The 25,898-nt window shown below is 62.7% G+C and carries 26 protein-coding genes and 1 other RNA gene; 10 read left to right on the forward strand and 17 right to left on the reverse strand.

What is annotated here, in order from left to right:
- The first annotated feature begins 202 nt into the window (after positions 1-202).
- Positions 203-3,034 (forward strand): valine--tRNA ligase, encoded by a 2,832-nt coding sequence (locus L5849_RS07195; RefSeq protein WP_236924998.1) that lies wholly within the window; start codon positions 203-205, stop codon positions 3,032-3,034.
- A gap of 322 nt (positions 3,035-3,356) precedes the next feature.
- On the forward strand, positions 3,357-4,088 hold the full coding sequence (locus tag L5849_RS07200; RefSeq protein WP_236925082.1) for a 7-carboxy-7-deazaguanine synthase QueE: 732 nt from the start codon (positions 3,357-3,359) through the stop codon (positions 4,086-4,088).
- A 250-nt stretch (positions 4,089-4,338) separates the two neighbouring features.
- Here L5849_RS07200 and L5849_RS07205 read toward each other — a convergent pair whose 3' ends face one another.
- From L5849_RS07205 to L5849_RS07225, 5 genes are all read right to left on the reverse strand, one after another.
- A complete protein-coding gene (locus L5849_RS07205) occupies positions 4,339-5,955 on the reverse strand; it encodes an ATP-binding protein (RefSeq protein ID WP_236925083.1) in 1,617 nt (538 codons plus the stop codon).
- Between the two features lie 461 nt (positions 5,956-6,416).
- A complete protein-coding gene (locus L5849_RS07210; protein ID WP_236925084.1) occupies positions 6,417-7,130 on the reverse strand; it encodes a TIGR02186 family protein in 714 nt (237 codons plus the stop codon).
- A gap of 35 nt (positions 7,131-7,165) precedes the next feature.
- The gene (locus L5849_RS07215; RefSeq protein ID WP_115416108.1) at positions 7,166-8,071 is read right to left on the reverse strand and encodes a sulfite exporter TauE/SafE family protein; all 906 of its coding nucleotides are present in this window, start codon (positions 8,069-8,071) and stop codon (positions 7,166-7,168) included.
- A 46-nt stretch (positions 8,072-8,117) separates the two neighbouring features.
- Positions 8,118-9,254 carry a hypothetical protein gene (locus tag L5849_RS07220; RefSeq protein ID WP_236924999.1) on the reverse strand — a complete coding sequence of 379 codons (1,137 nt, stop codon included), beginning with the start codon at positions 9,252-9,254 and terminating at the stop codon, positions 8,118-8,120.
- Positions 9,251-10,654, reverse strand: coding sequence for a glycosyl transferase family protein (locus L5849_RS07225; protein WP_236925000.1), 1,404 nt, complete (start codon positions 10,652-10,654; stop codon positions 9,251-9,253). The genes L5849_RS07220 and L5849_RS07225 overlap by 4 nt, the downstream gene beginning before the upstream one ends.
- An 83-nt stretch (positions 10,655-10,737) precedes the next feature.
- Here L5849_RS07225 and nhaA point away from each other — a divergent pair, with 83 nt between their 5' ends.
- Complete coding sequence (gene nhaA / locus L5849_RS07230; RefSeq protein WP_115416105.1) at positions 10,738-11,955, forward strand: Na+/H+ antiporter NhaA; 1,218 nt, start codon at positions 10,738-10,740, stop codon at positions 11,953-11,955.
- Here the strand turns inward: nhaA and L5849_RS07235 are convergent, their stop codons facing one another.
- Positions 11,956-12,393: a VOC family protein gene (locus L5849_RS07235; protein ID WP_236925001.1), complete on the reverse strand. Its 438-nt coding sequence runs from the start codon at positions 12,391-12,393 to the stop codon at positions 11,956-11,958. It lies immediately after the preceding gene.
- Positions 12,394-12,539: 146 nt separating this feature from the next.
- Between L5849_RS07235 and L5849_RS07240 the strand changes: the two genes are divergently transcribed.
- Positions 12,540-13,235 carry an SIMPL domain-containing protein gene (locus L5849_RS07240; protein WP_236925085.1) on the forward strand — a complete coding sequence of 232 codons (696 nt, stop codon included), beginning with the start codon at positions 12,540-12,542 and terminating at the stop codon, positions 13,233-13,235.
- A gap of 65 nt (positions 13,236-13,300) precedes the next feature.
- Here the strand turns inward: L5849_RS07240 and L5849_RS07245 are convergent, their stop codons facing one another.
- Positions 13,301-14,053, reverse strand: coding sequence for a TorF family putative porin (locus tag L5849_RS07245; RefSeq protein ID WP_236925002.1), 753 nt, complete (start codon positions 14,051-14,053; stop codon positions 13,301-13,303).
- Between the two features lie 267 nt (positions 14,054-14,320).
- Here L5849_RS07245 and L5849_RS07250 point away from each other — a divergent pair, with 267 nt between their 5' ends.
- A complete protein-coding gene (locus L5849_RS07250; protein WP_236925003.1) occupies positions 14,321-15,121 on the forward strand; it encodes a metallophosphoesterase family protein in 801 nt (266 codons plus the stop codon).
- A gap of 55 nt (positions 15,122-15,176) precedes the next feature.
- On the opposite strand, the gene rnpB is transcribed toward L5849_RS07250, so the two are convergent.
- Positions 15,177-15,577: RNase P RNA component class A (rnpB, locus tag L5849_RS07255), an RNA gene on the reverse strand.
- 223 nt (positions 15,578-15,800) lie between these two features.
- Between rnpB and L5849_RS07260 the strand changes: the two genes are divergently transcribed.
- Positions 15,801-16,232 (forward strand): hypothetical protein, encoded by a 432-nt coding sequence (locus L5849_RS07260; RefSeq protein ID WP_236925004.1) that lies wholly within the window; start codon positions 15,801-15,803, stop codon positions 16,230-16,232.
- On the opposite strand, the gene L5849_RS07265 is transcribed toward L5849_RS07260, so the two are convergent.
- The 8 genes from L5849_RS07265 to L5849_RS07300 form a co-directional block, all read right to left on the reverse strand.
- The gene (locus L5849_RS07265; protein ID WP_236925005.1) at positions 16,229-16,795 is read right to left on the reverse strand and encodes a hypothetical protein; all 567 of its coding nucleotides are present in this window, start codon (positions 16,793-16,795) and stop codon (positions 16,229-16,231) included. The two genes, L5849_RS07260 and L5849_RS07265, sit on opposite strands and share 4 nt — an antisense overlap.
- Positions 16,795-17,367 carry a RadC family protein gene (locus tag L5849_RS07270; protein WP_236925006.1) on the reverse strand — a complete coding sequence of 191 codons (573 nt, stop codon included), beginning with the start codon at positions 17,365-17,367 and terminating at the stop codon, positions 16,795-16,797. The genes L5849_RS07265 and L5849_RS07270 overlap by 1 nt, the downstream gene beginning before the upstream one ends.
- Positions 17,368-17,372: 5 nt before the next feature.
- On the reverse strand, positions 17,373-17,810 hold the full coding sequence (locus tag L5849_RS07275; RefSeq protein WP_236925007.1) for a hypothetical protein: 438 nt from the start codon (positions 17,808-17,810) through the stop codon (positions 17,373-17,375).
- A gap of 38 nt (positions 17,811-17,848) precedes the next feature.
- Positions 17,849-18,184 carry a hypothetical protein gene (locus L5849_RS07280; RefSeq protein WP_236925008.1) on the reverse strand — a complete coding sequence of 112 codons (336 nt, stop codon included), beginning with the start codon at positions 18,182-18,184 and terminating at the stop codon, positions 17,849-17,851.
- 43 nt (positions 18,185-18,227) lie between these two features.
- Positions 18,228-18,740: a sigma factor-like helix-turn-helix DNA-binding protein gene (locus L5849_RS07285; RefSeq protein WP_236925009.1), complete on the reverse strand. Its 513-nt coding sequence runs from the start codon at positions 18,738-18,740 to the stop codon at positions 18,228-18,230.
- A gap of 180 nt (positions 18,741-18,920) precedes the next feature.
- Entirely contained in the window at positions 18,921-19,622 is a 702-nt protein-coding gene (locus L5849_RS07290) for an N-acetylmuramoyl-L-alanine amidase (protein WP_236925086.1), read from the reverse strand.
- Positions 19,623-19,639: 17 nt separating this feature from the next.
- Entirely contained in the window at positions 19,640-20,299 is a 660-nt protein-coding gene (locus L5849_RS07295; RefSeq protein ID WP_236925010.1) for a histidine phosphotransferase family protein, read from the reverse strand.
- 34 nt (positions 20,300-20,333) lie between these two features.
- On the reverse strand, positions 20,334-20,729 hold the full coding sequence (locus tag L5849_RS07300; protein ID WP_236925011.1) for a M67 family metallopeptidase: 396 nt from the start codon (positions 20,727-20,729) through the stop codon (positions 20,334-20,336).
- A 16-nt stretch (positions 20,730-20,745) separates the two neighbouring features.
- On the opposite strand from L5849_RS07300, the gene L5849_RS07305 reads away from it, so the two are divergent.
- Both L5849_RS07305 and rpoH read left to right on the forward strand, forming a co-directional pair.
- Positions 20,746-21,690, forward strand: coding sequence for an RluA family pseudouridine synthase (locus tag L5849_RS07305; RefSeq protein ID WP_236925012.1), 945 nt, complete (start codon positions 20,746-20,748; stop codon positions 21,688-21,690).
- Positions 21,691-21,812: 122 nt separating this feature from the next.
- Positions 21,813-22,718 carry an RNA polymerase sigma factor RpoH gene (gene rpoH / locus L5849_RS07310; RefSeq protein ID WP_174223727.1) on the forward strand — a complete coding sequence of 302 codons (906 nt, stop codon included), beginning with the start codon at positions 21,813-21,815 and terminating at the stop codon, positions 22,716-22,718.
- A gap of 78 nt (positions 22,719-22,796) precedes the next feature.
- On the opposite strand, the gene L5849_RS07315 is transcribed toward rpoH, so the two are convergent.
- Positions 22,797-24,131, reverse strand: a complete 1,335-nt coding sequence (locus tag L5849_RS07315) for a M20 family metallopeptidase (RefSeq protein WP_236925013.1) — start codon at positions 24,129-24,131, stop codon at positions 22,797-22,799.
- A gap of 109 nt (positions 24,132-24,240) precedes the next feature.
- On the opposite strand from L5849_RS07315, the gene mtgA reads away from it, so the two are divergent.
- Together mtgA and L5849_RS07325 are read left to right on the forward strand one after the other, a co-directional pair.
- The gene (gene mtgA / locus L5849_RS07320; protein WP_236925014.1) at positions 24,241-24,909 is read left to right on the forward strand and encodes a monofunctional biosynthetic peptidoglycan transglycosylase; all 669 of its coding nucleotides are present in this window, start codon (positions 24,241-24,243) and stop codon (positions 24,907-24,909) included.
- Positions 24,910-24,914: 5 nt separating this feature from the next.
- Positions 24,915-25,835 (forward strand): cation diffusion facilitator family transporter, encoded by a 921-nt coding sequence (locus L5849_RS07325; RefSeq protein WP_236925015.1) that lies wholly within the window; start codon positions 24,915-24,917, stop codon positions 25,833-25,835.
- Positions 25,836-25,898 lie beyond the last annotated feature (63 nt).

Consider the following 25,898-nt stretch of genomic DNA (forward strand, 5'->3'; position numbering starts at 1 on the left):
CGGGGAAATCAGGCGCTTGCCAAGCGGTGATCGATCCGGATCACCTGCAACGTTGCATCGCAGCATGGGCGCTGGCATGGGCTTGCTATCGAATTTTCGGCACCGGCCCGCTCCCCCTCCCGGCCACCCAACAGGATAATGCCATGGGTGGCCGGGAGGGGGAGCGGGCCGGTGCCGCCAGTGAGCGCGAGCGAACCCAGCAATGACCACCGAGCTACCGAAGACTTTCGACCCCGCCCACATCGAGGCGCGCTGGTACGCGCATTGGGAGGAGAACGGCCTGTTCCGGCCCGAGCGCCCCGACGCGCAGCCCTATACGATCGTCAACCCGCCGCCCAACGTCACCGGCAGCCTGCATATCGGCCATGCGCTCGACAACACGCTGCAGGACGTGATGATCCGTTACGAACGGCTGCGCGGCAAGGATGCGCTGTGGGTGGTCGGCACCGACCATGCGGGCATTGCGACGCAGATGGTCGTCGAACGCAACCTCAATTCCCAAGGCCTGAAACGCACCGACATGAGCCGGGAGGCCTTTCTCGAACATGTCTGGGAATGGAAAGAGCAATCGGGTGGCACGATCACCCGCCAACTGCGCCGCCTCGGCTGTTCGATGGACTGGCCGCGCGAACAGTTCACCATGGACGAGCACTTTTCGAAAGCCGTGCTCAAGACCTTCGTCGATCTCTACAATGACGGGCTGATCTACCGCGACAAGCGGCTGGTGAACTGGGACCCCAAGCTGAAAACCGCGATCTCCGACCTCGAGGTCGAGACGCAGGATGTGAAGGGCCACTTCTGGCACTTCAAATATCCGCTCGAAGAGGGCGTCACGCTGGATGACGGGCGCGACTATATCGAGGTTGCGACCACGCGGCCCGAAACCATGCTCGCCGATATGGCGGTGGCGGTGCATCCCGATGACGCGCGCTACAAGAGCGTGGTCGGCAAGCATGTCGTCCTGCCGATCACCGGCCGCCGCGTGCCGATCGTCGCCGACGAACACGCCGATCCCGAATTGGGCAGCGGCGCGGTGAAGATCACGCCGGGTCACGACTTCAACGATTTCGACGTGGGTAAGCGCGCAGGCTTCGCTCCCGCCGAAATGCTCAACATGCTCGATGCCGAAGCCAATGTCTGCCAGACCGCCGACGGCCTGGTGCCCGAGGAATTCCTCGGCCTGCACCGCTTCAAGCGTGACGGCGTGGACGGTGCGCGCGAGCTGGTGGTGCAGCGGCTCAAGGAACAGGGCTACCTCATCCCGCATATCGCCAAGACCAAGAAGGGCGAGGAGCAGGAGCTCGACGCCGAGCCGCGCACCATCGCCACCCCCTTCGGCGATCGCGGCGGCGTGGTGATCGAACCCTGGCTGACCGACCAGTGGTATGTCGACGCGGAAAAGCTCGCGGTGAAGCCCATCGACGCGGTCAAGAGCGGCGAGATCGAGATCGTCCCCAAGAGCTGGGAGAAGACCTTCTTCAACTGGATGGAGAACATCCAGCCCTGGTGCGTCAGCCGCCAGCTATGGTGGGGGCACCGGATTCCGGCGTGGTACGATGCCGAGGGGAAGCCCTATGTCGCCATGACCGAGGAAGAAGCGCAGGCCCAAGCAGGCGAAGGCGCCACGCTGACCCGCGACGAAGACGTGCTCGACACCTGGTTCTCCTCCGCCCTGTGGCCCTTCGCCACGCTCGGCTGGCCGGAGAACACCCCCTCTCCCCTTGCGGGAGAGGGAGGAGCGCCGTCAGGCGCGGAGGGAGAGGGGACGGCGACGATGGTCGCCGCTGACGCGACGAACCCCTCTCCCAACCCTCTCCCGCAGGGGGAGAGGGCTTCGCTGTTCGACAAACATTACCCCAACAATCTGCTCATTTCGGGCTTCGACATCCTGTTCTTCTGGGATGCGCGGATGATGATGATGGGGCAGTACAACACGGGTAAGAACCCATGGCCCAAGCTCTATCTCCACGGCCTGGTGCGCGCGGCCGACGGGCAGAAAATGTCCAAGTCCAAGGGCAATGTCGTCGATCCGCTGGGCCTGATCGACCAGTATGGCGCCGATGCGCTCAGGTTCTTCATGGCCGCGATGGAAAGCCAGGGCCGCGACATCAAGATGGATGACAAGCGGATCGAGGGCTATCGCAATTTTGCGACCAAGCTGTGGAATGCGACGCGTTTCTGCCAGGCGAACGGCATCGGCGCGAGCACGTCCATCGCCGCGCCCAAGGCCAGCCACGCGGTCAATCGCTGGATCATCGGCGAAGTGGTCGAGACCAAGCAAGCGCTCGACGCCGCGCTGGCGGACCTGCGTTTCGATGCCGCCGCCAACACGATCTACCACTTCGTATGGGACCGCTTCTGCGACTGGTATATCGAACTGGTCAAAGGCAATTTCGACGAGGAAACCAGGGCCGTCGCCGGTTGGGCGCTCGACCAGATCCTCGTCATGTTGCACCCCTTCATGCCCTTCATCACCGAAGAGCTGTGGTCGAAGCAGGGGGATCGCGCGGACTATCCGCTGATCACCGCCCAATGGCCCGACCCGCAGGCGGAAGTGGACGCGGAGGCCAAGGCCGAGATCGACTGGCTGATCGCGCTCACATCGGCCACGCGCACCGCTAAGAACGAGCTCGGCATCGCGCCGGGCGCGAAGCTGCAGGCCTTTTGCGCATCGCCCAGCCCGCTGGCGAAATCGGTGGTCGAGGCGAATGCCGGCGCGATCGAACGGCTGGCGCGCCTGACCCCGGTCACCTTCGGCGAAGCGCCTTCGGGGGCGGCGATGCAGATCGCGGCGGGCGAGGACGAATTCGTCATCCCGCTGGAAGGTGTGATCGATATCGAAGCCGAAAAGGCCCGCCTCGAAAAGGCGCTCGCGGCCAGTGCCAAGGAAGCCAAATCGCTCGAAGGCCGCCTTGGCAATGCGAACTTCGTCGAACGCGCCAAGCCCGAAGCGGTCGAAAAGGCCCATGCGGACCATGCGCATCACGTGGCCGAAGTGGCCCGGCTCGAAGCGGCGCTCGCGCGGTTGGGCTAGCCGCCGCACTCGCTGTCTCCTCCGGAATGGGCGCGTGCCTGGCCCTTTCGGCCACCGCCCAAAGCCCCTCCCCCCTCAAGGGGGAGGCCGGGAGGGGGTGTGCCAGCACCGATGGCGATCAACCGATTGCGGAGTTTCCTACTCCGGCCGAACTGTGGCAGGGACATGCTGAAATGGTGAAGCGCTGCACCCTGCCAGGAACACCCCCCCTCCCCGGGAAACCGAGAATGTGTCATCCTGCACGGAGGAAAGGCATATTTTTCAGGGTACTAAGCTGTAGGACTTGGGTGACACCGGTGTCACCCTGTGTCACCTACACGCCATGCTGACGCTCGCCACCGATGACGGCGGCGGGCCGGAAATCTTCGCCTCGGTCCAGGGCGAGGGTCCGAGCATGGGGATGCCGGTCTCCTTTATGCGCCTGTCGCGCTGCAATCTCGCCTGCGTATGGTGCGACACCGCCTATACCTGGCGGTTCGAGGGCGACAATCGCCCGCATCGCGATGGCCAGACCTATGACCGCAAGGCCAATCAGGTTACGCTCGGCGAGGACGAGGTTGCCGCGCGCATCATGGCATTGGGCCAAAACCGCCTGGTGATTACCGGGGGCGAGCCGCTCTTGCAGGCGCCCGCGCTCGCCAAACTGCTCGATCTGCTGCCCGACATCGGCGTCGAGATCGAGACCAACGGCACCATCAAGGCCCCGCCCCGGCTCGACATCCGCATCGACCAGTTCAATGTCAGCCCCAAGCTGGCGCATAGCGGCAATCCCGCCGAACTCGCCCTGATCCCCGAACGGCTCGACGCCTATGCCACCGATCCACGCGCCTGGTTCAAATTCGTCATCGCCGAACCCTCCGACCTCGACGAGGTGCTGGCGCTGCGCGAACGCTATCGCTTCCGCCCGGGCCACGTCTTCCTGATGCCCGAAGGCACCGACAGCGAGACGCTGCGCGCGCGCGAGAAATGGCTCGCCCCGCTATGCGTCGAGCATGGTTTCCGGATGAGCGACCGGCTGCATATCCATCTGTTCGGCGATACTAGGGGGACGTGAATGCTTTTCGCAGCCACCTCCGTGGCTGCGTCCTCGCTAGATGTGCAGCAAGCTGCACCCGCTGCGGGCGGGCGGTCGCCCTTGCCTCGCCTGCGGCTCGTAAATCATCGCCACCTTCCAGGCGCGTGCCAGATCCGGCCCGGCGGAGGGCCGGCAAGCGCGACCGCGCGCCCGCAGGAGCCCGTAGCGCAGCGGAGGAACATCTCCGAGGATGCACCGACGGAGGTCGGTGCGTAATACAAGGCTACCTCTATCCCTGGCTCCGCCACCGCCGCACGGTTCGTTCGACGATCTCCTCTTCCCCACCGGTCTCGTTCCACAGCTCGATGAAGCTCGGATCTTCCGACGCCGGACGCTTGGATTCCTCGAGATTGTCGAAACTGGCGCGGACGGGGATTGCCACGCCCTCGCCGCAGATGATGCATTCGCGATTGCGCAGCGCCGGAATCGCGTCGAGGAAGCCGCGAGCGCCTTCGGGCATCGCCGCGCGCACGAATTCCTGGTCGCGGTCGTTGTTGAGGCGCATCGAGATGATCGTGCCGCATTGCGACAGCACGCCTTCGGCCAGGTCGGAAGGGCGCTGCGTGACGAGGCCGAGACCGATGCCGTATTTACGGCCCTCCTTGGCGATCCGGCTGAGGATCTTGCCGACCGAATTGCCATCGGCGTGCTTCTCGCTCGGAACGTAACGATGGGCCTCCTCGCAGACCAGCAGGATCGGATTGGTGCGCTCCTCGCGCCCCCAGATGGCGAAATCGAAGACCAACCGGCTGAGCACGGCGACCACGGTGGCGGTAATGTCCGACGGCACGCCCGAGACGTCGATGATCGAGATCGGCTTGCCGTTCGACGGCATGCGGAAAATCTTCGAGATGAAGTCGGCCATGGTGTCGGCCACCAGCATTCCGGAAAACATGAACTGGTATCGCGGATCGGCCTTCAACTCGTCGAGCTTGTTCTTGATCCGCATGTAGGGGGCCGAATTGGTCGACTTGTCGAGCCTGCCCATCGCGTCCTGGATCTCGTTCGACAGGTCCGACAGCAGATAGGGAATGGGCGAATCCACCGTGATCTTGCCCATGTTTTCCGCCAGCCGACTTTTCTGGCGCGCCTTGAGCAGACACTTCGCCAGAATATCGGCATCGATCTGCCGCTCGCTGCCATTGCTGGTCAGCAGAACCTCGCAGTGCTCCTCGAAATTCATGATCCAGTAGGGCATCTGCAGGTTGGAGACATCCAGGATAACGCCGATATTCTGGAAGGCGGCCGAATATTCGCCATGCGGGTCGATCATGACGATATGGCCTTCCGGCGCGACCTCGCAAATCCGGTGCAGAATCAGGGCTGCGCCGGTCGACTTGCCCGTACCCGTCGATCCCAGCAGGGCGAAGTGCTTGCCCAGCATGGCATCGACATAGAGCCCGGCGCGGATGTCTCTGGTGGGATAGACTTTTCCGATGCCGACCGAGCTGCGACCGTCGCTGGCATAGACCTGCCGCAGATCCTGCGTCGTGGCGGGATAGACCGGGGCACCCGGTATCGGATAACGCGTCACGCCGCGGCGAAAGCCGTGCAGCTTGCCGGTGAGCTTTTCTTCCAGCCCCTCGCCGAGAAAGTCGATATTGGCGAGGATCGAACCCGCGTCGCGGTCCTGCCGCTGATTGCGGATACTGGCGAGCAGCCAGCTATTGCCGACACGGACTTTGATCTGCGAGCCGACCTGGCCGGCCATCGCGATCGCCGGGTCGGCATCGTCGGCGCATTCGCCGAGCCGGCGGCGGTCGATCGCGACCTGCGATCCGGAACCGGCGATTTCGAGCACCACCCCGATAGCCTGTGTCGCATTATCGCCCATGTCCTCGCCCATGTCGCCGGGTTCGTCCGGTGCGGCGGGCGTGGTCTCCATATGCGTGCCTGCGGTCGAGTCTGCTGCCTGCGGTCCGGCTTGGTCGACCGTCGCGGAGGGCCGCTGTTCGGACGGGACCGTGGCCGGTCTCTCGGGGATCGGTTTCGGATTCGTCGGCGGCTCGGGCCGGACTTCTGTCGAGGATTTTTCGGCAACAGGCTGATGAACGTAGCCGGACGGCGATGCGGGGGGGGTGTGGGGGGCCGTCTCCGCGCTGCGCCGAATCCGGTCGCGTAGGGATATCCTGCGGAACTGCGATGATTCCGCGCCCTCTTCTCCCGGCGGGTCGAAGGTGCGGTCGTTCGGATTGCCCATGTCGTTCATCGGTCTGATTATGTCCCACGTAGCGTGCATGCCGAGCGCACCGCACCCGCCTGCCCGAAACTGCTTAAAATGTCGTCAATAGCGCGGTGTCGCCGGGGTCAGATCAGCGCGAAAAGGCGCCCCGCGAGCCAGCCCATCCCAACCGAGAGAAACACGGCGAGCAGACCGTAAACCAGGGCAAGGTCTTGCGAATATTCCTCGACCTTGCGTTCGAACCCGACCTTCTGCACCTCGACCTCGGTCATCGCCGATGCGATTACGCGCCCACCGCGCACGGCGAAAGTTTCTGCGGTGTAGGTACCGGTCGTCACGTTAGATGGCAGGGTGATCCGAGCCTGGTAGAGAACCTGCTCGCTTATCTGCACGCCGCCGAAGTCCTGGTTATAGAGCTGCTCGCGTGTCTTGAGGTCGACCAGCCCGTCCTTGAAACGCGCCCGTTCCTCGGGGTCGATCGCGCCGCTCGGCGAAAGCTGGATATAGTCGGTGCCAAACTCGTAGATCGCGGCGGTCTTCTCGTCGACGATCTGCGGAATCGGGCGCGAGGACGCAACGGCGAAGAAGGACGGCACAGACCGGAAATCGCTGCTCGCCGCATTGATCCATACGCCGACGAAGCGTTCTTTTTCACGCAGGCGGACCGGCCGCGACGGGCCTTTGAGTACGACCACGATATCGTAGTCGCTCCCTGCGGCCCGCCCCCGTGGATCGAGCACCGCGCCGAAGAGCAGCAATTCGGTTCCGGTAAATCCCTGGCGCACCTCGACATCGTGCTGGCTCACCTCGGGAACCAGGATCGGGTCGCGCTGCCCCATCAGCGCAAACGCGAAGACGATGAGCAGCAGCGCTCTCACAGCGGGTATACCGTATAAATTTCGTCGGGCTGATAAAACAGGCCCAGAAACATCCGGAAGGCGACCAGCAGGACGACGGTGGCAAGGATCAGGCGGAGGTATTCCGGCTTGGCCTTGACGGCGATTTGCGACCCAAGCTGCGCCCCCGTCACCGAACCGATCAACAACAGAAACACCAATACGATATCGACCGCCTTGGTGGTCAAGGAATGCATGATCGTGGTCGCCATCGTCACGAACAGAATATTGTAGAGCGAGGTCCCCACGACGACATTCGCGCTCATGCCGAGAATATACAGCATCGCGGGTACGAGGATGAACCCGCCGCCCACGCCCATCAGCATGGTCAGGATGCCGACCGCGACTCCTACGATGAGCGGCGCGAGCGGCGAGATATAGAGACCCGAGCGATAGAAGCGCCAGCGCATCGGCAGGCTGGCGACCAGCGGATGGTGTCTGCGCCGCGCCGCCTGCCTGCTGCCGGTGCCGCGCAACGTCTGGACCGCCTCGCGCGCCATCAGCATGCCGATGGTGCCCAGCAGAATCACATACAGCGCGCTGATGACCACGTCGATTTGTCCGATCGCCCGGAAAAAACGGAACAGCAGCGCACCGAACCCCGACCCGATGACCCCGCCCGCGACCATCACCATGCCCATGCGGTAATCGACCCCGCCGCGATTGCCATGGGCAAGCACGCCGGTGACACTGGCGCCCGTGACCTGCGTCGATGCCGAAGCGGCGGCCACCGTCGGCGGGATTCCATAAAAGATCAGCAGCGGCGTGGTCAGGAACCCACCGCCGACCCCGAAAAGGCCCGACAAAACCCCCGTGAGCGCGCCAAGCGCGACGATCCACAGCCCGTTCACCGACAGGTTCGCGATAGGGAGGTAGACGTCCATAGCTGCGCCCTATCGCAGGGGCGTCACGGATAAAAGCTGAACCGTGTCAGAAGCCCGTCGAAAGCGTGAGAACGCCCCCATTGCCAGGCTCCGCATGGCCTGCGAGGCGCCAGCGGTAATCCGCCTCCAGCCTGGTATCCGCCTGGCCCAGTCGCAGATCGAGAGATAGGGACGGTCCTATATCGAGGCGGCTCGAATCCTTCTGCGCACCGCCCCAGGCCCCCGCGCCCACGTTTAGCCGCCCCAGATCGAATCGTGCGACTTCGCGCGTGGCGACAGCTTTCCCATCGATGAAGGCGGTAGCGAAACGACCGTGCACGTAGCCCGCCTGAACATAACCGCGCGCATCCAGTCCGCCTGGCAAGGCGACTTCGTCGAAACCACCGGCGAGAAAGGCGGCGGGTCGAATTTCCGTCGAACCGGGCCGATCGGTGGCACGGGCTTCCAGATGCAGATCGATCGGAATGCGCGCGACCGGACGAATACGAAAACCGACGGCCATTTCGCTTTCGCCGGCCCTCACGAGCGCTCCGCTCGCGCGCACGAACGCGGCCGGGGCATGCCTGCTTGCCGGTGCCAGGCGAAACGTCAGGACTGCGCCCGCCTGGCTGTTTCCGTAGGCAGGCGGCCGCCCCCCGGACCCGATTGAGCCACTGCCTGCCGGGCGAAGCATGAGCCAACTATCCGCCCGCCAGCCGGGACGCGGGATGCCGACGCGCTCATGCCGCGCCGGAAGTGCTTCGCGCCGCCGATCGAGCATGTCGGACACGCTGCGCGGCATTGGCAGATTTGCCATGCTCGCGGCGAAGAGGAGATTATGGCCGACCGCGCGGCGATGCCTGTCGAAATGTTCGTCGAAAGTGCCCAATGGATTCGGCTCGCCGACCTCTGGCCTAACCACCGGATCGAAAGCCGAAGGCAATGGGGCCATGCGCCCCCGATCTCCCTGATCGCCAACGTCCTGCGCAATTCGCGAGACGGTGCCAAGCGATCTGGCGCTGTGCGCACTATCCTGGCGCTCCCCCACGAGATCGGGGTTGGTCAGCCGGAAAGGCTCGGACAAGACGCTGTTCAGGGGCCAGGGATTTTCCCAGGTCACTATTCTGAGCAGACACCATCCTGCGAGCAGGAGTGCGAGAAAGAGGACCGGCTGGCCCTGCCGCCGGGCGACCGCATCCCTCATAGGCGGTTTTCACCGAACAGGCTGAGTGCCGGATGTTCCCGATGTTCGGTTTTGTCCCACATCAGCGGCGCGCCGCGCAACGTGCCGATATAGGCGGAGAGCGCCCGACGCCCTGCCATGACTGCGACGATATTCGACACCAGCGTACGAGGAATGGCGAGAAGCCCCTGACGCCAGCCATATTCACGTGCGGTGAAACACGCCCGAAGGCAAAGGCGCAGCAGCAATCCCGCGAAATTGATTGCGAGCAGCATGAGGAGCAGCGGCGAAAGCGGCGGGAGCTCGATTATGTTCATCATCTGCACCCCCAGATTGAGCGTGACGAGCCCCACCAGCGCATAAGCCACGACGAGAAGGATGGCGGCCACGGGGCCGCGCCGGTCGCGCAAAAGCATCCACAGGTCGACCGGCGTGTGCCCCCACCCCAACCGGTCCCAGCCCTGCAAGGCGATACCGTGCATCCAACGCGTTTTCTGCCGAATTGCCGCGTCGAGCCGGGACGGGAAAAAAGCGCGGGTCGCGATGAGGCGCCCGTCCTCATCCCGGACTCTGAGGAAGCGCCCTTTTCCTCCAGCCTGCGCGATCCGGAGCCCGAGCTCGTAATCTTCGGTCAGCGATTCTGCCGCGAAAGGGTGCCCCCCTTCCTCGTGAGCCAGCGCAGCCAGCGAACCGCGCGCAACCGCGCAGCCGACACCGGCTCCCGGAATCGCCGCGCCCAGAGCGTCGCGCACGACCAGGACCTTTGCGTGCGATTCCGCGAATTCGTCGGAATAGTGCGAGCCGATCCAGGGGGAATGCCGCTGGGGCAGCGCGAGAACCGGGAGCTGGACGAAATGCGCATGCCACAAGGCCCGGTCCAGCAGCGAAAGCGCCGCCGGATCGACCATATCCTCCGCATCGTGGAGAATGACCATCCGCGCCTCGAAACCCGAGCGCTTTTCATCCTCGACCAGCGCTGCGTACAGGCGATTGAGGCAATCCGCTTTGGAAGTCGGGCCGTCCGCTCCGTGAATGACGAGCCGCACCCGGCGATCGCCACGCACCGCAGCGAGAACCGAAGCCATCGTCGCTTCGTCGTTCCGGTAGCATCCCACGTAAACGGTGAGTTCTTCCTGCCGCCAGGCACCGAGCATGTGGGCCAGCGTCGGACCGATGACATCGGCTTCCTGCCATGTGGGAATGAAGACTGCCGCCCGGCCGGCAAGGCTGGAAATGTCGTCGCCATGCCCGTGGCGCAATCGCGGGGTCCGGATACGGCCCGTGATCCGGCACCAAAAATAGGTGCAGTCGAGCGCCAGTTCATCGACGAGGCCGAACAGAAAGAATGCCGCCGCAAACAGCAGCAATTCGTGCTGCACCAGCACGAGCCATTCTGCGATCGTAAACGACCCTAGTACCAAACGGCACCCCCCTGCCTTTCTGGATAGCTTCGAGTTTCAGGACTTGCAACGTGGGCCGCTTTGCGAAAGAGAGCGTGCCCACAATGACCGAACGTCCTTCTGCCTTCCGCCTGGTATTCGCCCCTGTCCGCGCCCTTTTCGTCAGCGACGCGTCTGCCGGCATTCTGCTGATCCTGGTTGCCGCGGCCGCGATGATCGCGGCCAACTCGCCGTTCGCCGGCGAATACGAGCAACTGTTTTACGGCAAACTGCCATGGACGCCGATCCCCAAGCTTTATGATCTGCACCTATGGATCAACGATGGTCTGATGGCGGTATTCTTCTTTGTCGTCGGGCTCGAAGTGAAGCGCGAATGGATCGAAGGGCAGCTCTCCACGCCGCAATCGCGCAGGCTCCCGATCCTGGCGGCGGTGGCAGGCATGGCCATTCCCGCGCTGTTTTATGTCGGCGTTGTCGGGGACGATGCGGAATTGCTACGCGGCTGGGCCATCCCCGCCGCCACGGACATCGCCTTCGCGATGGGAGTGCTGGGGCTGCTCGGCAATCGCTGCCCCGCTTCGCTCCGCCTGTTCCTGCTGACCGTGGCGATCGTCGACGATATCGGCGCGGTGATGGTCATCGCCTTGTTTTACACGGCCAACATCAAGCTGGGCTGGTTGGCGGCGGCTGGGGGCGTGGTCGTGTTGATGATGGTCCTGAACCGTATGCGGGTTTCGTCGTACTGGCCTTTCGTCCTGCTGGCACTGGTGCTGTGGTATTTCGTGCTCAACACCGGCATCCACGCGACCATCGCCGGGGTTGTGGCGGCGCTGTGCATCCCGATGGTCGGTCCCGACGACCAGACAATGGTGGAGCGCATGGAACACGGTCTCGCCCCGTGGAGCGCCTATCTGGTCGTGCCCGTCTTCGGGTTCGCCAATGCCGGCGTTCCGCTGGCCGGAATGGGCGTGGAGCATTTGCTCGCCCCGCTGCCTCTGGCGATCGCCGCGGGCCTTTTCCTCGGCAAGCAGGTGGGTATTTTCGCGGCCATCTTTGCCGCCGACAAGATCGGTTTCGCCCCGCGCCCGGACCAGGCGAGCTGGACTGAAATCTGGGGTGTGTCGATCCTGTGCGGCATCGGCTTCACCATGTCCCTGTTCATTAGCGGCCTTGCCTTCGCAGGCCAGCAATTGCTGATAAACGAGGCGAAGATCGGCATCCTGCTGGGCTCGCTGATATCCGCAATCGCGGGTTATGCGATCCTGCGCATGTCTGCGAAGCACCCGGACGATGCCGTATCTCCTTATATCGACCAGCCGTAGTTACCAGCTTCCGCTGTTTTCCATGCTCGCCCACGGTTCCTTCGGTTCGAGATAGCCGTCCTGCAGCAGTTCCACCGAGATGCCATCGGGTGTCTTGACGAAAGCCATGTGCCCGTCGCGCGGCGGGCGGTGGATCGTGTGGCCCGCATCCATGATCTTCTGGCAGGTCTCGTAGATATCCGCGACCCGGTAAGCGAGATGGCCGAAATTGCGCCCGCCGTCATAACGTTCGGGCGGGCTGCCGTCCTCCGCTGGCCAGTTATAGGTCAGCTCCACCTCGGCCACGCCTTCCTGACCCGGTGCGGCAAGGAAAATCAGCGTGAAGCGCCCAGCCTCGACATCGAAGCGGCGAACTTCCTCGAGGCCGATCAACCTGAAGAAATCGATCGTGGCATCCGGGTCCGTCACCCGGATCATGGTGTGCAGATATTCGGTCAATTCGAACTCCATTTGTCGACATTAAAGCACGGTTCATCGGCCGATGACTAGCAAACCACGGGCGGGGAAACCCAATAAGGAGCGCGATCATGACCGACGAAGCCGAGATTACCGACACTGGTGCCACGCCGCGGGCGGACAAGACAATGCTCGTGCGATGGCTCGCCAGTGCCGGTATCGTTGCGGTTGGGCTGATCGTGGGCGGTTTCGTCTTGGGTGACGGGCTGGTCCGGATGAAAGCCGCCGAGCGAAGCGTTACCGTGCGCGGCCTAGCCGAGCGGGAGGTTACGGCCGACCTGGCGACGTGGACCGTGTCTTTCGCCTCGACCGCAACCGATCTGAGAACCGCGCAGGCGAGCACCGATCAAGACGCCACGGCGGTAAGGGAGTTCTTCGACGATCTCGGCTTTCCCGAAAACGAACTCACGCCGGCCGGTGTCAACGTGTCCAATTACACCGACGACGGTATCGTTTTCTACACCGTACGCCAGCGCATCGTTCTTCGGACCAAGGATATCGAACGGGCGCAGCGGGCTGTTCGCAGGCAGGCCGAACTGGTTCGCAAAGGTGTGGTGCTGGAAGACGGGTCGGGCATTACCTACACCTTCACGGGGCTCAATGCCATCAAGCCGGAAATGGTGGCGGAGGCCACGCGCGATGCGCGCATGGCGGCCGAGCAGTTCGCCGAGGATTCGGGCGCCGATGTCGGCAGCATCCGCAAGGCGACCCAAGGCTATTTCTCGATCGACGCACGCGATGGCGAAGCCGGTGGCTGGGGTATCGGAGACACACCCTTCAAAAAGGTGCGGGTCGTGACCACAGTCGATTTCGCGCTCGACTGATCGAGTGACGTGTAGGGGGGCGCCCCAATGCGGCGCCCCCTACCCTCAAATTCGCCGCTGCATGGTCAGAAGCTGGCAGAAATGGTGCCGACGATCGCATCGTCGGTGAAGCCATCGATGGCAGGTCCTTCCACGCCGATATAGGCGACGCCGACCTCGAAATTCCCCTGCGCAACGCTGGCACCGAGGGACCAGTCCAGACCGGTGTCATCGGTCGTGCCCGCAAGCAGCGGCGGCGCCAGCGATCCATCGGTATAGCCCAGATGGCCCGTGACCGTCAGCGGCGTGCCGGGCAGGCCGAAACCGACATCGGTATAGAGGTAGAGATTGTCGTCCCCGCCAAGCGAATCCTGTTCCGGAGCGTAGGCGACGCCGAAAGTCGCTTCCGCTGGGCCGAAGTTCACTCCGACCGACGCATAGGGTTCGATATAGTCGGTATCGAGCCCGAGATCCTCGGTCGGATAAATGTAATAGAGCACCCCGATGTCGACGCTGACCGCATCGCTCAGGTTTCCGCTCCAACCCGCGTAGATATCGAGTTCGAGATCGCCGTAAGCAGCACCGCCGTCGATCGACGATGCCCAGGTGCCGATGTAGAATCCGCTGTCATGCGCGACATCGAAGCCCCCCTGGAGGGCCGGATCGCCGCCCGAAAGCGACACACCGCGGAAACGATAGTCGGTCGTCAGTGCCACATTGGCCGAAACCGTGAAGTCGCTGGCGACTTCGTCATCCGACTGCGCCATGGCTGGGGTTGCAAGGGAAAGGCCCGCCGCAGCGAGCGATACGGCCACCAGACCGCGAAAGGACGTGAGCATTACAGACTCCTATACGAGTGTCGCTTCGTCCCACCTGCGAATCCGCCGGGGCCATTTTGTTAGGCTCCTCGATCGGATACGGTCATAAATGTGCACACCCGAACCGCCATGCGCAAGATCCGCTCGGATGGTTTTCGCATTCGCAACATAAGCTGTGCTTTTTTCGCAACTGCGTAAACACAAGCGAAGGCGCCTTTATTGCCCCTGCCGCGCCATGCGCCTATCTGGACGGCCTCCGGAACCACTGCCGAAGTCCTACAGCTGTTCATGATCAAGTTCGCACAATTTCTGAAAAAAAGGGGCAAAACGAAGCCCCGTCCCAGCGTGCCGCAGGGCGAGCGCTATTACGTTGTGGGCGATATCCACGGCCGCTGCGATCTGTTCGACCAATTGATCCTGGCAATCGAGAAGGACGACGAGCGGGCAGCCTACGCCCAGAGCACGGTGGTCCTGCTGGGCGATCTGGTCGATCGCGGCCCGGAAAGCGCACGCGTAATCGAAACCGCCCGTCAGTGGGGCAAACGCCGCAAGGTACGTTACATTGCGGGAAATCACGAAGAGATGTTTCTCGAAAGCTTCGAGGACAAGGAGATGCTGCGGCACTTCCTCAAGCATGGCGGCAAGGAAACCGTCCTCAGCTACGGCATCAAGAAGCGGCGCTACAACGAACTCACGATGAAGGAGCTCCAGCGCGAACTGCACGATCTGGTACCGGCAAAGCACCGCAAGTTCCTGGAAGCGATGGAGGACATCGTCATCGCCGGGGACTATGTCTTCGTCCACGCCGGCATCAATCCCAAGCACAGCATCGAGGATCAGAAAAGGTCGGACCTGCGCTGGATCCGCGATCGATTCCTCAAACACCGCGAGCCATTCAGCCACGTGGTCGTGCACGGCCACACCATTTTCGAAAACCTCGAGCACACGCCCTATCGTATCGGAATCGATACCGGCGCCTTCCGCACCGGCAATCTGACGGCCCTGGTATTGGAAGGGGACCAACGTCGCATCATCCAGGCGCGCGAGCGCGACGGATCGATCACCGTCGAACATGGCGAATTCGCCTGATGGCCACGCGGTCGCGGTAATCGCCGGAACTGCGCGAAACCGGAACCGCGCGAAAATTGCCAGGGGGCCTGTAAGCCGGGTTCTGTCCCGCGCACGGTATGCTTGCACACCAGCTACGCGGAGGCAGCCATTCGTCTAGGCTCTGGATTGCTCCAGAGCTCCAGCAGCCAACCCGGGCGGTCGATGCGAAACGCACCTGCCCGCTTGCGCGAGCGTGCCGCCCCTATTCGGCCTTGCTCCGGGTGGGGTTTGCCATGCGGGCTGCGTTGCCGAAGCCCCGGTGCGCTCTTACCGCACCCTTTCACCCTTGCCTGATCCCCCGAGGGGGCCATCGGCGGTATGCTCTCTGTGGCACTTTCCCTGGACTCGCGTCCGGCGGGCGTTACCCGCCACCCTTGTTTCGTGGAGCCCGGACTTTCCTCGTGACCGAAGTCACGCGGCTGCCCGGCCCCCTGGCGCCGCGGCAGATAGGCGATAACCGTTCCCTCGCCAAGGGCCGATAGGTTGCACCTCCCAATCGGTCGAAGGGAAGCGTGACTTGCCCTATCCTAAATCGGAAGCACCACAAGAGATCTGTATATCTTTCCGGGCAAAAAATTGACTTGAGTAGAAGCGCGGTAGTATACAACCATGACTTGGATATTTCGGAATTGTTTTAAGTACGGGCAGGAGACGGAGCTTGAACAATTCTACCGGCACGCCGTGGCACAGGGTGTTGAGCGAGTTTCTCGACCACTGCGAACGAATACGGGCGCCAAACCGTGAAGATGTCTCGGCGCTGGCACATCGGCTCTGCCAAATTCTTGACGAAGCCCCGGACGCGGTGAGAGAGCACTTCGAGCCACCCCCGAGCAGCACTGTCGCGCGGCTTGTCGAGCGCGGTTGGACGGAGCAAATATTGCTGCTGACGACCGAGAGGGTGGGCCTGATGGCATCGCGAGCGGCATCGGGCGATGCCATCGCCACCATCGCGGTGCCAAGTCTGGATATAGAAAGAAGTTTTTCCAGTCCGGATTCGCTGGCCCACGCCATGACCGGGGCCATCGCCGCGACCGCGCTCGGGATCGTGGCCAGCGATCTGGGACCTGCTGACCTCGACGATATTGCCTAACCCGTCGGAATACGCTTCGCCGTCACATTGGCGCGATGCAACTCGACCGATTCCAGGTTGATTTTCAGTTCGTGCGCTATGCGTTGATCGAACGGAGTCTCGCCAACGGTATTTCGCGCAGCATCCACTCTCTGCGCCAGTCCGTCCATCACGAACCCCTGCATGCCCTCTTCGGCCACTCGAAATCCGTGAGGCGATAGCCGTACCTCCATTTCCCGAGTGTCCGTCCGGCTGCGGTTCAAAATCACCAACCGGTCGGCGGCGAGCTTATCTATGCGGCGAGAGGTTATCTCCTTTGCGAGACCGGCCGCCCTGGAGGAGCCCGAGAGGCTTCCTGCTCGCCCGTTGGCGTGGAGGACGAATAGATAGAGCAGGATGTCCCACACGGACTGTTCGAACATGTCGACCGCCGGGATCCCGCCATTCTCTTCCGGCGTTTCGCCTTCCCCTCGCCCGTGATCGGCTCGGCGCCCATGCGAAATTGCGTGCAGCGCTCTTTTCCAATCGGCGAACGAAAAGAGCCGTTCCTCCAACCCGCGTAAAACCGCGATGACGCTCGGCATCACAGAAGCCCCCTCTCACGCATGCTGACAACTGTGCGCCTGCCGATCACGAGATGATCGTACACGCGGACACCCAGCCTATCGGCTTGCGACACCAGTTGCCTGGTCTGGCGAATGTCGGTCTCGCTGGGCTCGGCACACCCCGAGGGATGATTGTGGGCGATGAGCATACTCCGCGCATCGAGCGCGAGAGCCCGACCGAACAAGATGCGCGGAGACACTTGAATCTCGCCTTCCGCCCCATCCGCCACGATTTCTTCCGAGATCACGAAACCGGCGCCATCGGCCATGATCGCTATCATTCGTTCACGGCGCAATCCGCCCATAGTGTCCACGAGATAGCGGTCGAGCGCGCTGCGATCGTCGCCCAGAGGCGTCTGAACCATCTGTTCTCGCGAGCCGTCATGCAGCAATTGCCGGATAGCAAGAAACGCCTCGACCCAGTGTTCGCCGTGGAAAGCACACTGACGCAGGTCCGCTTCGCTGGCGTAGGTCAGGGCGCTGATCGATCCGAACCGTTTCAGCAGGCGTTCCGCAAGCTCCCGGGGATCCGCGCTGAGCGGCGCGAGCAAACCGGTCAGATGGTGCGATCGATCCGCGACCGGCGATAATGCGCCAGGGTGCCGAGACCGGTAATGATCAGCGCCAGCCAGACCGGCCACCGTTCCATTATCGCATAGACGATCGGCTCGAGAGGCATGCCTGCCGCGCGCAGCAGGTGCGAAACGACTGCGATGAATTGTGCCGAACTTACCCATAGGGGCCACCACCGGTCATAGGAAAGCGCGACAGCCGTGACCGCGAACAGCGCGGCGGCATCGACCACGAAACGGAAGGTATGCACCGAGGTATAGCCTTCCTCGCTCCAATGACCGACGACCAGCCAGCGCGCGATCCCCGAGAAGACCAGCGCGAAATAGATTGTTGCGACATAGCGTTCCGGCTTTCCGCCCTTGCTCCAGGCGAGGACGAGGACCGCTAGGGTAAGTGCTACCTGGATCAGAAACCGGGTCATGGCACATGCCCTTGAAGCCTCGCCTTCGCTTAGACAAGTCAGGCTGCGATGGTGGTCAACTGCTCGGCGGAGGTGAAGCCGTTGTCGGGACAGGCCGGTTCTTCGCCAGCCCCCGTTTCGACCGCTATGTCGCGCAACTGTCCGTGCACCCGGCCGGTCTCACCGCGTACATCGATCAGACTGCGGACGATTTTCTCGAGCCGCAGAAGGGCGCGCTGACCTTCCAGCTCCGGGGCGCCACCGAGATCGCGACCGGCAAGGGCAGCACTGTGCAGGAGAGCCGTCGCCTTTGCCAACGCGTCGGCGATGGCGGTTTCGGATTCCGTCAATTCCCGGGCGATACGGGCGGTAGCGGTAGGCAGATCAAGCGACATCGGCATTCTCCTCTGGCAGACGAGCCGAGGAGTGGCTGCGGACCTAGAACATGGTTCCCAGCGCATGGGCGAAGGCCATGGAGAGGACGGCAACGATCATGATCGCAACCGCCCCCGCGAGTATGAGCAACAGCCGGCTGCCCACTCCCAGGTCCGAAAGTCTTATCCTCGGCGGCAGCCATTGCGAATTCCGGTCCCAGGACGCTCTCGTATCGAAAGCGAAAGAGTCCTCGAAGACGTAGGAACTCTCGCGTGGCTGCCGGGGCCGCCGTGCATCATCCTGCCGGGGGGTCGCCAGTATGGTCGGGTCATCTATGGTTCGATCATACCCTTCCGCCCAGGCTCTATAGTGTCGCAAAACATCGGTACGGGGCATGTGGCCGAGCTTGACCCGGACCGCATCGATACGCTTGTCGATCGTCACCGGGGCGACATTCAGCTTCTGCGCGATTTGCTTGGACGTCAGATGCTGGCAGGCCAGCCGCAGGGCTTCATCCTGCTTTTCGGTAAGCGCGTCGAAGACGGAATGGATATCGTGCCGATCCATGGCGCTCATCTACGGTATCGCGCCGAGGGGAGCAATTCCAAGTGCCGAGGTGGCATCACATAAGCAATTTCTCCAAGAAGGAGACGAAGAAAACCGTGCGATTTGGTAATGATATGACGCGTTCGTTCGGCCATGAGTCGCGTTCCGTGCGCAGCCCCGGACGCCAGCCCCCGCTTCTGGAGATCTGACCTAGCGGGCTTTCCCCCGATCGCGCTCGATCAGGAGCTGGAACAGGATCGCACGGACTTCACCATCGATTTCCCCATCGATCTTGCGCGGACGCCAGCGACGTTGAAAGGCCTCGACCGCCTTATGCCCGTCGGTGACGTCGTAGCCGAAGCGTTCCAGCGCGAGATAAAAGGCGCCATCATTGTCGAAGGGATCGCCCAGCTCGATCTTCGGGGCGGGGAGGCAAAGGCCGTATTCGGCGAGCCGCTCCCACGGAAAGAGTTCGCCGGGGTCGATCTTGCGCTGCGGGGCAACGTCGGAATGGCCGAGCACATTGGCGCGGGGAATGTCGTGCCGCTTCATAATCGAGGATAGCAGCGGCACCAGCGCTTCGAACTGCGGCTCGCTGAAATCGCGATAACCATGCAGGTGCCCCGGATGGTCGAGCTCGATCCCGATGCTTACCGAGTTGATGTCCTTGTGGCCGCGCCAATAGGACACGCCGGCGTGCCAGGCACGCTTGTCTTCGGGCACCAGCCTCGTCACCGTGCCGTCCTCGGCGATCAGGTAATGCGCGGAAACCTTGGCCTGCGGGTCGCACATCCGCTCGATCGCCACATCGGGACCGAGCATTTCGGTGTAGTGAAGAACGACGATCTCCACCGGCGCATTGCGCTCGTCAAAATTGGGGGAGAGCCGTTCCTGGTGGACGAGTTCGTCCATCTCGCCCGAAGAGCCGGTCAACCGATCAGCCCCCCGCCCTGCGGCAGGACCGCACCGAGCACGAGCATATCGGCGCCCTTGTGGTATTGCAGCCCGCCGCCGCTCTCGCTCGCCAGCAGGTTGATCATATGCGCGGCAGCCGTGCGGCTGGTCAGTTCACTCCGGTCGAGTGAACCATCGAGCGCCTTGCCGATCGTTTCGTCGAAAGCGATCTTGGGTCCACCTGCGCGAACCACGATCTCGCAGGCGCCATCCCTGACTTCGGCGCCGATATCCAGCGTTCCACCCCGAACCAGCGCGTCGATTGCGATCTGGGCGAAGTTCAGCAGCACCTTCACCGCCGGTTTCCCAAGGGTTGGCTCCGCCAGTGCCCAATTGATGGTGATATTGCCCTTATCCGCAATAAGCGCCTCGATCAGGGCCTGAGGCTCTGCCACTTCAACGCGCTCGCCGAAGCCGCCAGCCGCCCCGAATGCGAGACGGAAGAACTTGAGCTTGTTGGTGCTGATCAGCGCGCTCTGTTCCAGCAATTGCATAACATTGGCGCGCATTTCGGGATCGGTTTCCATCGCGAGCAGCTCGAGCCCGTTCGAAAGAGCCCCGACCGGGCTGAGCATGTCATGGCACAGGCGCGAGCACAGCATCGCGGCAAGATCGATCGATTGGCGGTCGTCCATTGGGGTTCCGGTAGATGAATAATTGGTAAGCGTCTTAGCGAGGGGCGACCACATAGGGAAGCGCTGCGAACCCCGCATCCCCGGAACGCCATAGCGTGATTCGCCCCGCCGCGATTATCGCCCAGATCGCCCCGTCGGGCGCTGCCATGGCCCGATCGGTGGCGGATGGTTCGGCGGCGCCATTGGGATGCGAATGATAATAGCCAACCACTTGTCGGCCGCCGCCGCGCGCAGCGCGGTGGGCGTCGAGGAGCGCCCGAGGATCGATTTCGAAATGCCTGGAGGGTTCGGGATGTACGTTTGCGGTAGGCTTGGCAGAGATAATCTCGTCACCCTTGCCGAACAGGAGCCCGCAGCATTCGTGCGGATATGCGCGCGCTGCTTCGCCAAGAAGCGTTTCGATGACTTCGCTTGAGACTTCGATTGGCATCGCGCATGGCCCTACCATGGATGACGGCGAAATCATCACCGGAACGCTCTTCGACACCGGCCGTCTCGACAAGGCGCTGGCTGCGGCAAGCGGATTGTCACGCGAGCGGGTGAAAGGGCTGATTGCCGATGGCGCGGTCGAAATCGGCGGAAAGCCTGCCAAGAGCGGGTCGGCAAAGGCCGAAGCGGGAACCGCCTTTACCATCGCGCTGCCCCCACCCGAACCGCTGGCCGCGCAGCCACAGAACATCCCGCTGGATGTCGTGTTCGAAGACGAACATCTGATTGTGGTGAACAAACCCGCTGGCATGGTCGTCCATCCGGCAGTCGGCAATCGGGATGGTACGCTGGTCAACGCGTTGCTGCATCATTGCAAGGGGCAACTGTCGGGCATTAACGGCGTAGCCCGGCCCGGTATCGTGCACCGGATCGACAAGGATACGTCGGGTCTGCTCGTGGTGGCCAAGTCCGATGCCGCACATGAGGGGCTGGCCAGGCAGTTCGCCGATCATTCCATCGCCCGCCGATATCTGGCCGTCTGCGCCGGACACCCCAATCCGTCATCGGGCACGATCGCTGGCCGGATCGGACGATCGGATCGCGACCGCAAGAAGATGGCGGTACTGCCGGACGATGCGACGCGCGGAAAACACGCGGTGACGCATTACGAAACCATCGGCCGCCTGGACCATGCCGCGCTTATCGAATGTCGGCTCGAAACCGGGCGTACGCACCAGGTCCGTGTTCACTGTGCGTCAATAGGTCATGCGCTATTGGGGGACCCAGTATATGGACGCACGCCCAAGGCCCTCAGGCCGCTTCTCGACGAGCTTGGTTTCGACCGTCAGGCGCTCCACGCCGCGCGGCTCGGATTCAGACATCCTATCAGCGCTGAAACCTTGGATTTCCGCGCCGAACTGCCTGCCGATATGCGGGAACTCATCGACCAAACCGCTCGTTGAAATCGACGAAAGCCATGTGCAATTTCGCACGCATCCGGTATACGTAACCGCAGTGGCCCGAGAGTCGGATGCCCAGCAGGGGTCCGGCGAAAGAGGTCGACGCTAGAAAGGTCAGGGTACAAGTGAGTAACACCAAAACTTTGAGCGTCCCGGCGCTCGGCGGTGAGCAGAGCCTCAATCGCTATCTTTCCGAAATCAAGAAGTTCCCCGTGCTGACGCAAGAGCAGGAATACATGCTTGCCAAGCGTTACGAGGAACATGACGATCCCGAAGCTGCGGCGCAGCTCGTTACCTCGCACCTGCGACTGGTGGCGAAGATCGCCATGGGCTATCGCGGCTACGGACTGCCGGTGTCCGACCTCATTTCCGAAGGCAATGTCGGCCTGATGCAGGGCGTCAAGAAGTTCGAAGCCGATCGCGGTTTCCGCCTGGCGACCTATGCCATGTGGTGGATCAAGGCGAGCATTCAGGAATACATCCTGCGTTCGTGGAGCCTCGTGAAGATGGGGACCACCGCCGCGCAGAAGAAGCTGTTCTTCAACCTGCGCCGGATGAAGAAAAACCTCGACGCTTACGAGGACACCGATCTTCATCCCGACGACGTAAAAAAGATCGCGACGGACCTCGGCGTGCCCGAGCAGGAAGTGATCAACATGAACCGCCGCATGCTGATGGGCGGCGATGGTTCCTTGAACGTGCCGATGCGCAATGGCGAAGAAGGCTCGGGCGAATGGATGGACTGGCTCAAGGACGATGGTCCGCTGCAGGACGAGCTGGTCGCCGACGCGCAGGAATCGAACGTGCGTCATGACATGCTCGTCGAGGCGATGGACAGCCTCAACGAGCGTGAAAAGCACATTCTCACCGAACGCCGCCTGACGGAGAATCCGCAGACGCTGGAGGAGCTGAGCCAGGTGTATAATGTCAGCCGCGAACGCATCCGCCAGATCGAGGTGCGCGCGTTCGAGAAACTTCAGAAGGCGATGAAGGCGATCGCCGGCGAAAGGCTACTGCCGGGCGTCGCCTGATCAGTCGCGCATAGCGCAAACGCGAAAAGGTCGCCGATACCCAGCCGGGATCGGCGACCTTTTCGTTTTATCCGCCACTCACTCCGCTGGGGCGAGATCGAGGACCGCTGCGACCATCGCTTCGGTCCCCAGCGTCACGCTTTCCCGCGGCGCGACCTTGAACAGCGGCGAATGATGCGAGGGCACAGGCGGGCCGCCAGCCTCCGCCGCATCGAAAGCTGCTTGCGGCGTTCCGCCAACCGCGAAGTAATAGCCCGGCACGCCATATTCCTCGGCCACGAAATAAGCGAAATCCTCTGCCCCCATGCCGCGCTGCTGCCATGGGATCAGCACGTCCTCGCCAAGATCGCGCCGCATCACCGAATTCAGCCGACGCGCAAGCTTCGCGTCGTTATTCGTCACCGGCGTGCCCTCCGAAACGGTCACCTGAACGGGAAGCTCGTCGGGCAACCCGTGGGCCTTGCCGATATTCACTGCGACACGCTCGATCGCCGCGAGCAGTTGCGCGCGCGTATCCTCGTCATTGGCGCGGACCGTCAGCTGCAATTCGGCCCGATCCGATATGATGTTGTGTTTGGTGCCCGAATGGAATGCGCCCACGGTAATTACCGCAGGCGAAAGCGGCTCGATTTCCCGGCTGACGATCGATTGCATCGCCGTGACGATCTGCGAGGCGATATAGACCGGGTCGCGGCCCATATGCGGGCTTGCCCCATGCGCGCCGACACCGGGCACGACGATGTCGACCGAATCCGCGCTGGAATACTGGATCCCTTCCGAGGCGGAAATCTTCCCTGTCGGCAAGATCGACGCGACGTGGAAAGCCAGCGCGTAATCGGGCGTGCCGAACCGGTCGTACAGGCCGTCCTCCAGCATGGCCGCCGCACCGCCAACGCGTTCTTCGGCAGGCTGCACCACGAACATCAGCGTGCCTGCCCAATCATCCTTCATCTCCATCAGGCGGCGCGCGGTGCCGACCATCGAGGTGATGTGAACGTCGTGACCGCAGGCATGCATGACCGGATATTCCTTGCCGTCCAACCCGATCTGCGTCGCCGTGGAGGCATAATCGAGGCCGGTCTTTTCCGGCATCGGCAACCCGTCCATATCCGCGCGCAGCAGGATCAACGGCCCATCGCCATTGCGTGCCATGCCCACGACGCCAGTGCCGCCTACGCCTTCGGTCACTTCCAGCCCGGCATCGCGGAGTTCCGCCGCCATCCGTTTGGCGGTCTCGGTTTCCAGAAAGGACAGTTCCGGGTTTGCATGAAAATGCAGGAACAGCTTTTCAAGATGGCGATCGTAATCCGCCGCCACTGCCTGCTTCACTGCGGCCGGATCTGCCGAAGCGGGCGTTGCGCCCAGTGATAGAGCCATGGCCGATACGGCCAATCCGATAAGTGCCTTGCGCATGAATTCTCCCTCGTGGCGCCCCTTGTTTCTGGCGCAGGGTAAGCATGCGATACGGCATAGGGCAAGCTGGCAGATTGCGCAGGGACATTTGCAAGGTTAGAGGCGCACTATGCGTTGGCTGGTCCGTTTCCTGTTCAAGGCCGTGATCGGCTTCATCGGCCTGAGCCTGCTGCTCGTTCTGTTGTTCCGCTTCGTGCCCGTGCCCGTCACGGCGACCATGCTGATGGATGGCAACGGAACAACCAAGGACTGGACGTCGCTGTCGAACATCGACCGCAACATGGTACGCGCGGCCATCGCTGCGGAAGACGGGAAGTTCTGCAATCACGACGGTTTCGACCGCGAGGCGATCGAGAAAGCCATCGAGGACAACGCCCGGGGCGGGCGTATCCGCGGCGGCTCGACCATAAGCCAGCAGACGGCAAAGAACGTCTTCCTGTGGCAGGGCGGCGGCTATGTCCGCAAAGGGTTCGAAGCCTGGTTCACCGTGTTGATCGAACAGATCTGGGGCAAACGGCGGATCATGGAGGTTTATCTCAACGTCGCGGAAACCGGCATCGGCACTTATGGCGTGGAGGCAGGTGCCCGCCGCTATTACGGCAAATCGGCCGCCTCGCTCACCCCGATCGAAGCTGCGCGCATGGCCGCCGCGCTTCCCCTGCCCAAGGAACGCTCGGTGACGAATCCGCGCGGCTGGCTCGCCCGTCACGGCAATACGATCGCCGCGCGAATTGGCTCGGTAGCCCGTGACGGGCTCGATTCCTGCGTATATCGGTAAATCCCATGGGTTCGGGTCACAGCCATTCGCACGATCACGGGCATGGGCACGGGCACGGGCATGCCCATGCCCCTGCCGATTTCGGCAACGCCTTCCTGATCGGCATCATACTCAATACCGGCTTCGTCATCGTCGAGGCGGTTTATGGCTGGATATCCGGCTCGATGGCGCTGCTCGCCGATGCCGGACACAATCTATCGGACGTGCTTGCCTTGGCGCTCGCCTGGACGGCGAGTATTGCGGCCAAGCGCCCCCCTTCGGAACGCTTCACCTACGGTTTCAAAAGCTCGACCATTCTCGCCGCGCTGGCCAATGCGGGCCTTTTGCTGGTGGCTATCGGCGCGATTCTGTTCGAAACCCTGCATCGTATTGCAGAGCCTGCTCCGGTCCAGGGCGACACCATGGCCATCGTCGCCGGGATCGGCATCCTCATCAATGCCGGCACTGCCGCGTTGTTCATGCGCGGGCAGCACGACATCAATATCCGCGGTGCTTTTTTGCATATGGCAGCCGATGCCCTGGTCAGCCTGGGGGTCGTCATCGCCGGTCTCGCCATCATCTGGACCGGCGAACGGTGGATCGATCCGGTCGTGAGCCTGGTGATCGTGCTGGTCATCGCCTGGGGCACCTGGGGCCTATTGAAGGATAGCGTGGCGATGAGCCTGCTCGCAGTCCCCAAGGGCATTTCGGAAGCGGGAGTGCGCGCCTACCTATCGGCACGGCCCGGAGTGGAAGCGGTTCACAGCCTCCATATCTGGCCGATGAGCACGACAGAAACCGCGCTGACCGCGCATCTGGTCATGCCCGGCGGCCATCCGGGCGATGACGTGCTGCGCGAAATCCAGCGCGATCTGGACCATCACCACCGGATCGGCCACGCGACCATCCAGATCGAGCGAAGCCATCCGGACAAGGCGTGCTGCTGATGTGTCCCGCCTGCCGCGGCACGGCATCCGCCCTGTGTCGAGTCGGCTGGTAGCGGATTGGCG

The organism is Erythrobacter sp. SN021, assembly GCF_021864455.1.

What these genes read in the sequence shown, in the direction of transcription:
- L5849_RS07300 (WP_236925011.1), bottom strand. Translation starts at nt 20,729, where the DNA reads ATGCCAATCGAAGTCTCAAGCGAAGTCATCGAAACGCTTCTTGGCGAA.
- L5849_RS07240 (WP_236925085.1), top strand. Translation starts at nt 12,540, where the DNA reads ATGCTCGTGCGATGGCTCGCCAGTGCCGGTATCGTTGCGGTTGGGCTG.
- L5849_RS07210 (WP_236925084.1), bottom strand. Translation starts at nt 7,130, where the DNA reads ATGGGGCAGCGCGACCCGATCCTGGTTCCCGAGGTGAGCCAGCACGAT.
- L5849_RS07275 (WP_236925007.1), bottom strand. Translation starts at nt 17,810, where the DNA reads ATGACCCGGTTTCTGATCCAGGTAGCACTTACCCTAGCGGTCCTCGTC.
- L5849_RS07290 (WP_236925086.1), bottom strand. Translation starts at nt 19,622, where the DNA reads ATGGACGAACTCGTCCACCAGGAACGGCTCTCCCCCAATTTTGACGAG.
- L5849_RS07245 (WP_236925002.1), bottom strand. Translation starts at nt 14,053, where the DNA reads ATGCTCACGTCCTTTCGCGGTCTGGTGGCCGTATCGCTCGCTGCGGCG.
- L5849_RS07200 (WP_236925082.1), top strand. Translation starts at nt 3,357, where the DNA reads ATGCTGACGCTCGCCACCGATGACGGCGGCGGGCCGGAAATCTTCGCC.
- nhaA (WP_115416105.1), top strand. Translation starts at nt 10,738, where the DNA reads ATGACCGAACGTCCTTCTGCCTTCCGCCTGGTATTCGCCCCTGTCCGC.
- L5849_RS07315 (WP_236925013.1), bottom strand. Translation starts at nt 24,131, where the DNA reads ATGCGCAAGGCACTTATCGGATTGGCCGTATCGGCCATGGCTCTATCA.
- L5849_RS07250 (WP_236925003.1), top strand. Translation starts at nt 14,321, where the DNA reads ATGATCAAGTTCGCACAATTTCTGAAAAAAAGGGGCAAAACGAAGCCC.
- L5849_RS07205 (WP_236925083.1), bottom strand. Translation starts at nt 5,955, where the DNA reads ATGGGCGAGGACATGGGCGATAATGCGACACAGGCTATCGGGGTGGTG.
- L5849_RS07295 (WP_236925010.1), bottom strand. Translation starts at nt 20,299, where the DNA reads ATGGACGACCGCCAATCGATCGATCTTGCCGCGATGCTGTGCTCGCGC.
- L5849_RS07305 (WP_236925012.1), top strand. Translation starts at nt 20,746, where the DNA reads ATGGATGACGGCGAAATCATCACCGGAACGCTCTTCGACACCGGCCGT.
- L5849_RS07195 (WP_236924998.1), top strand. Translation starts at nt 203, where the DNA reads ATGACCACCGAGCTACCGAAGACTTTCGACCCCGCCCACATCGAGGCG.
- L5849_RS07215 (WP_115416108.1), bottom strand. Translation starts at nt 8,071, where the DNA reads ATGGACGTCTACCTCCCTATCGCGAACCTGTCGGTGAACGGGCTGTGG.
- L5849_RS07280 (WP_236925008.1), bottom strand. Translation starts at nt 18,184, where the DNA reads ATGTCGCTTGATCTGCCTACCGCTACCGCCCGTATCGCCCGGGAATTG.
- L5849_RS07285 (WP_236925009.1), bottom strand. Translation starts at nt 18,740, where the DNA reads ATGAGCGCCATGGATCGGCACGATATCCATTCCGTCTTCGACGCGCTT.
- mtgA (WP_236925014.1), top strand. Translation starts at nt 24,241, where the DNA reads ATGCGTTGGCTGGTCCGTTTCCTGTTCAAGGCCGTGATCGGCTTCATC.
- L5849_RS07220 (WP_236924999.1), bottom strand. Translation starts at nt 9,254, where the DNA reads ATGAGGGATGCGGTCGCCCGGCGGCAGGGCCAGCCGGTCCTCTTTCTC.
- L5849_RS07265 (WP_236925005.1), bottom strand. Translation starts at nt 16,795, where the DNA reads ATGCCGAGCGTCATCGCGGTTTTACGCGGGTTGGAGGAACGGCTCTTT.
- L5849_RS07325 (WP_236925015.1), top strand. Translation starts at nt 24,915, where the DNA reads ATGGGTTCGGGTCACAGCCATTCGCACGATCACGGGCATGGGCACGGG.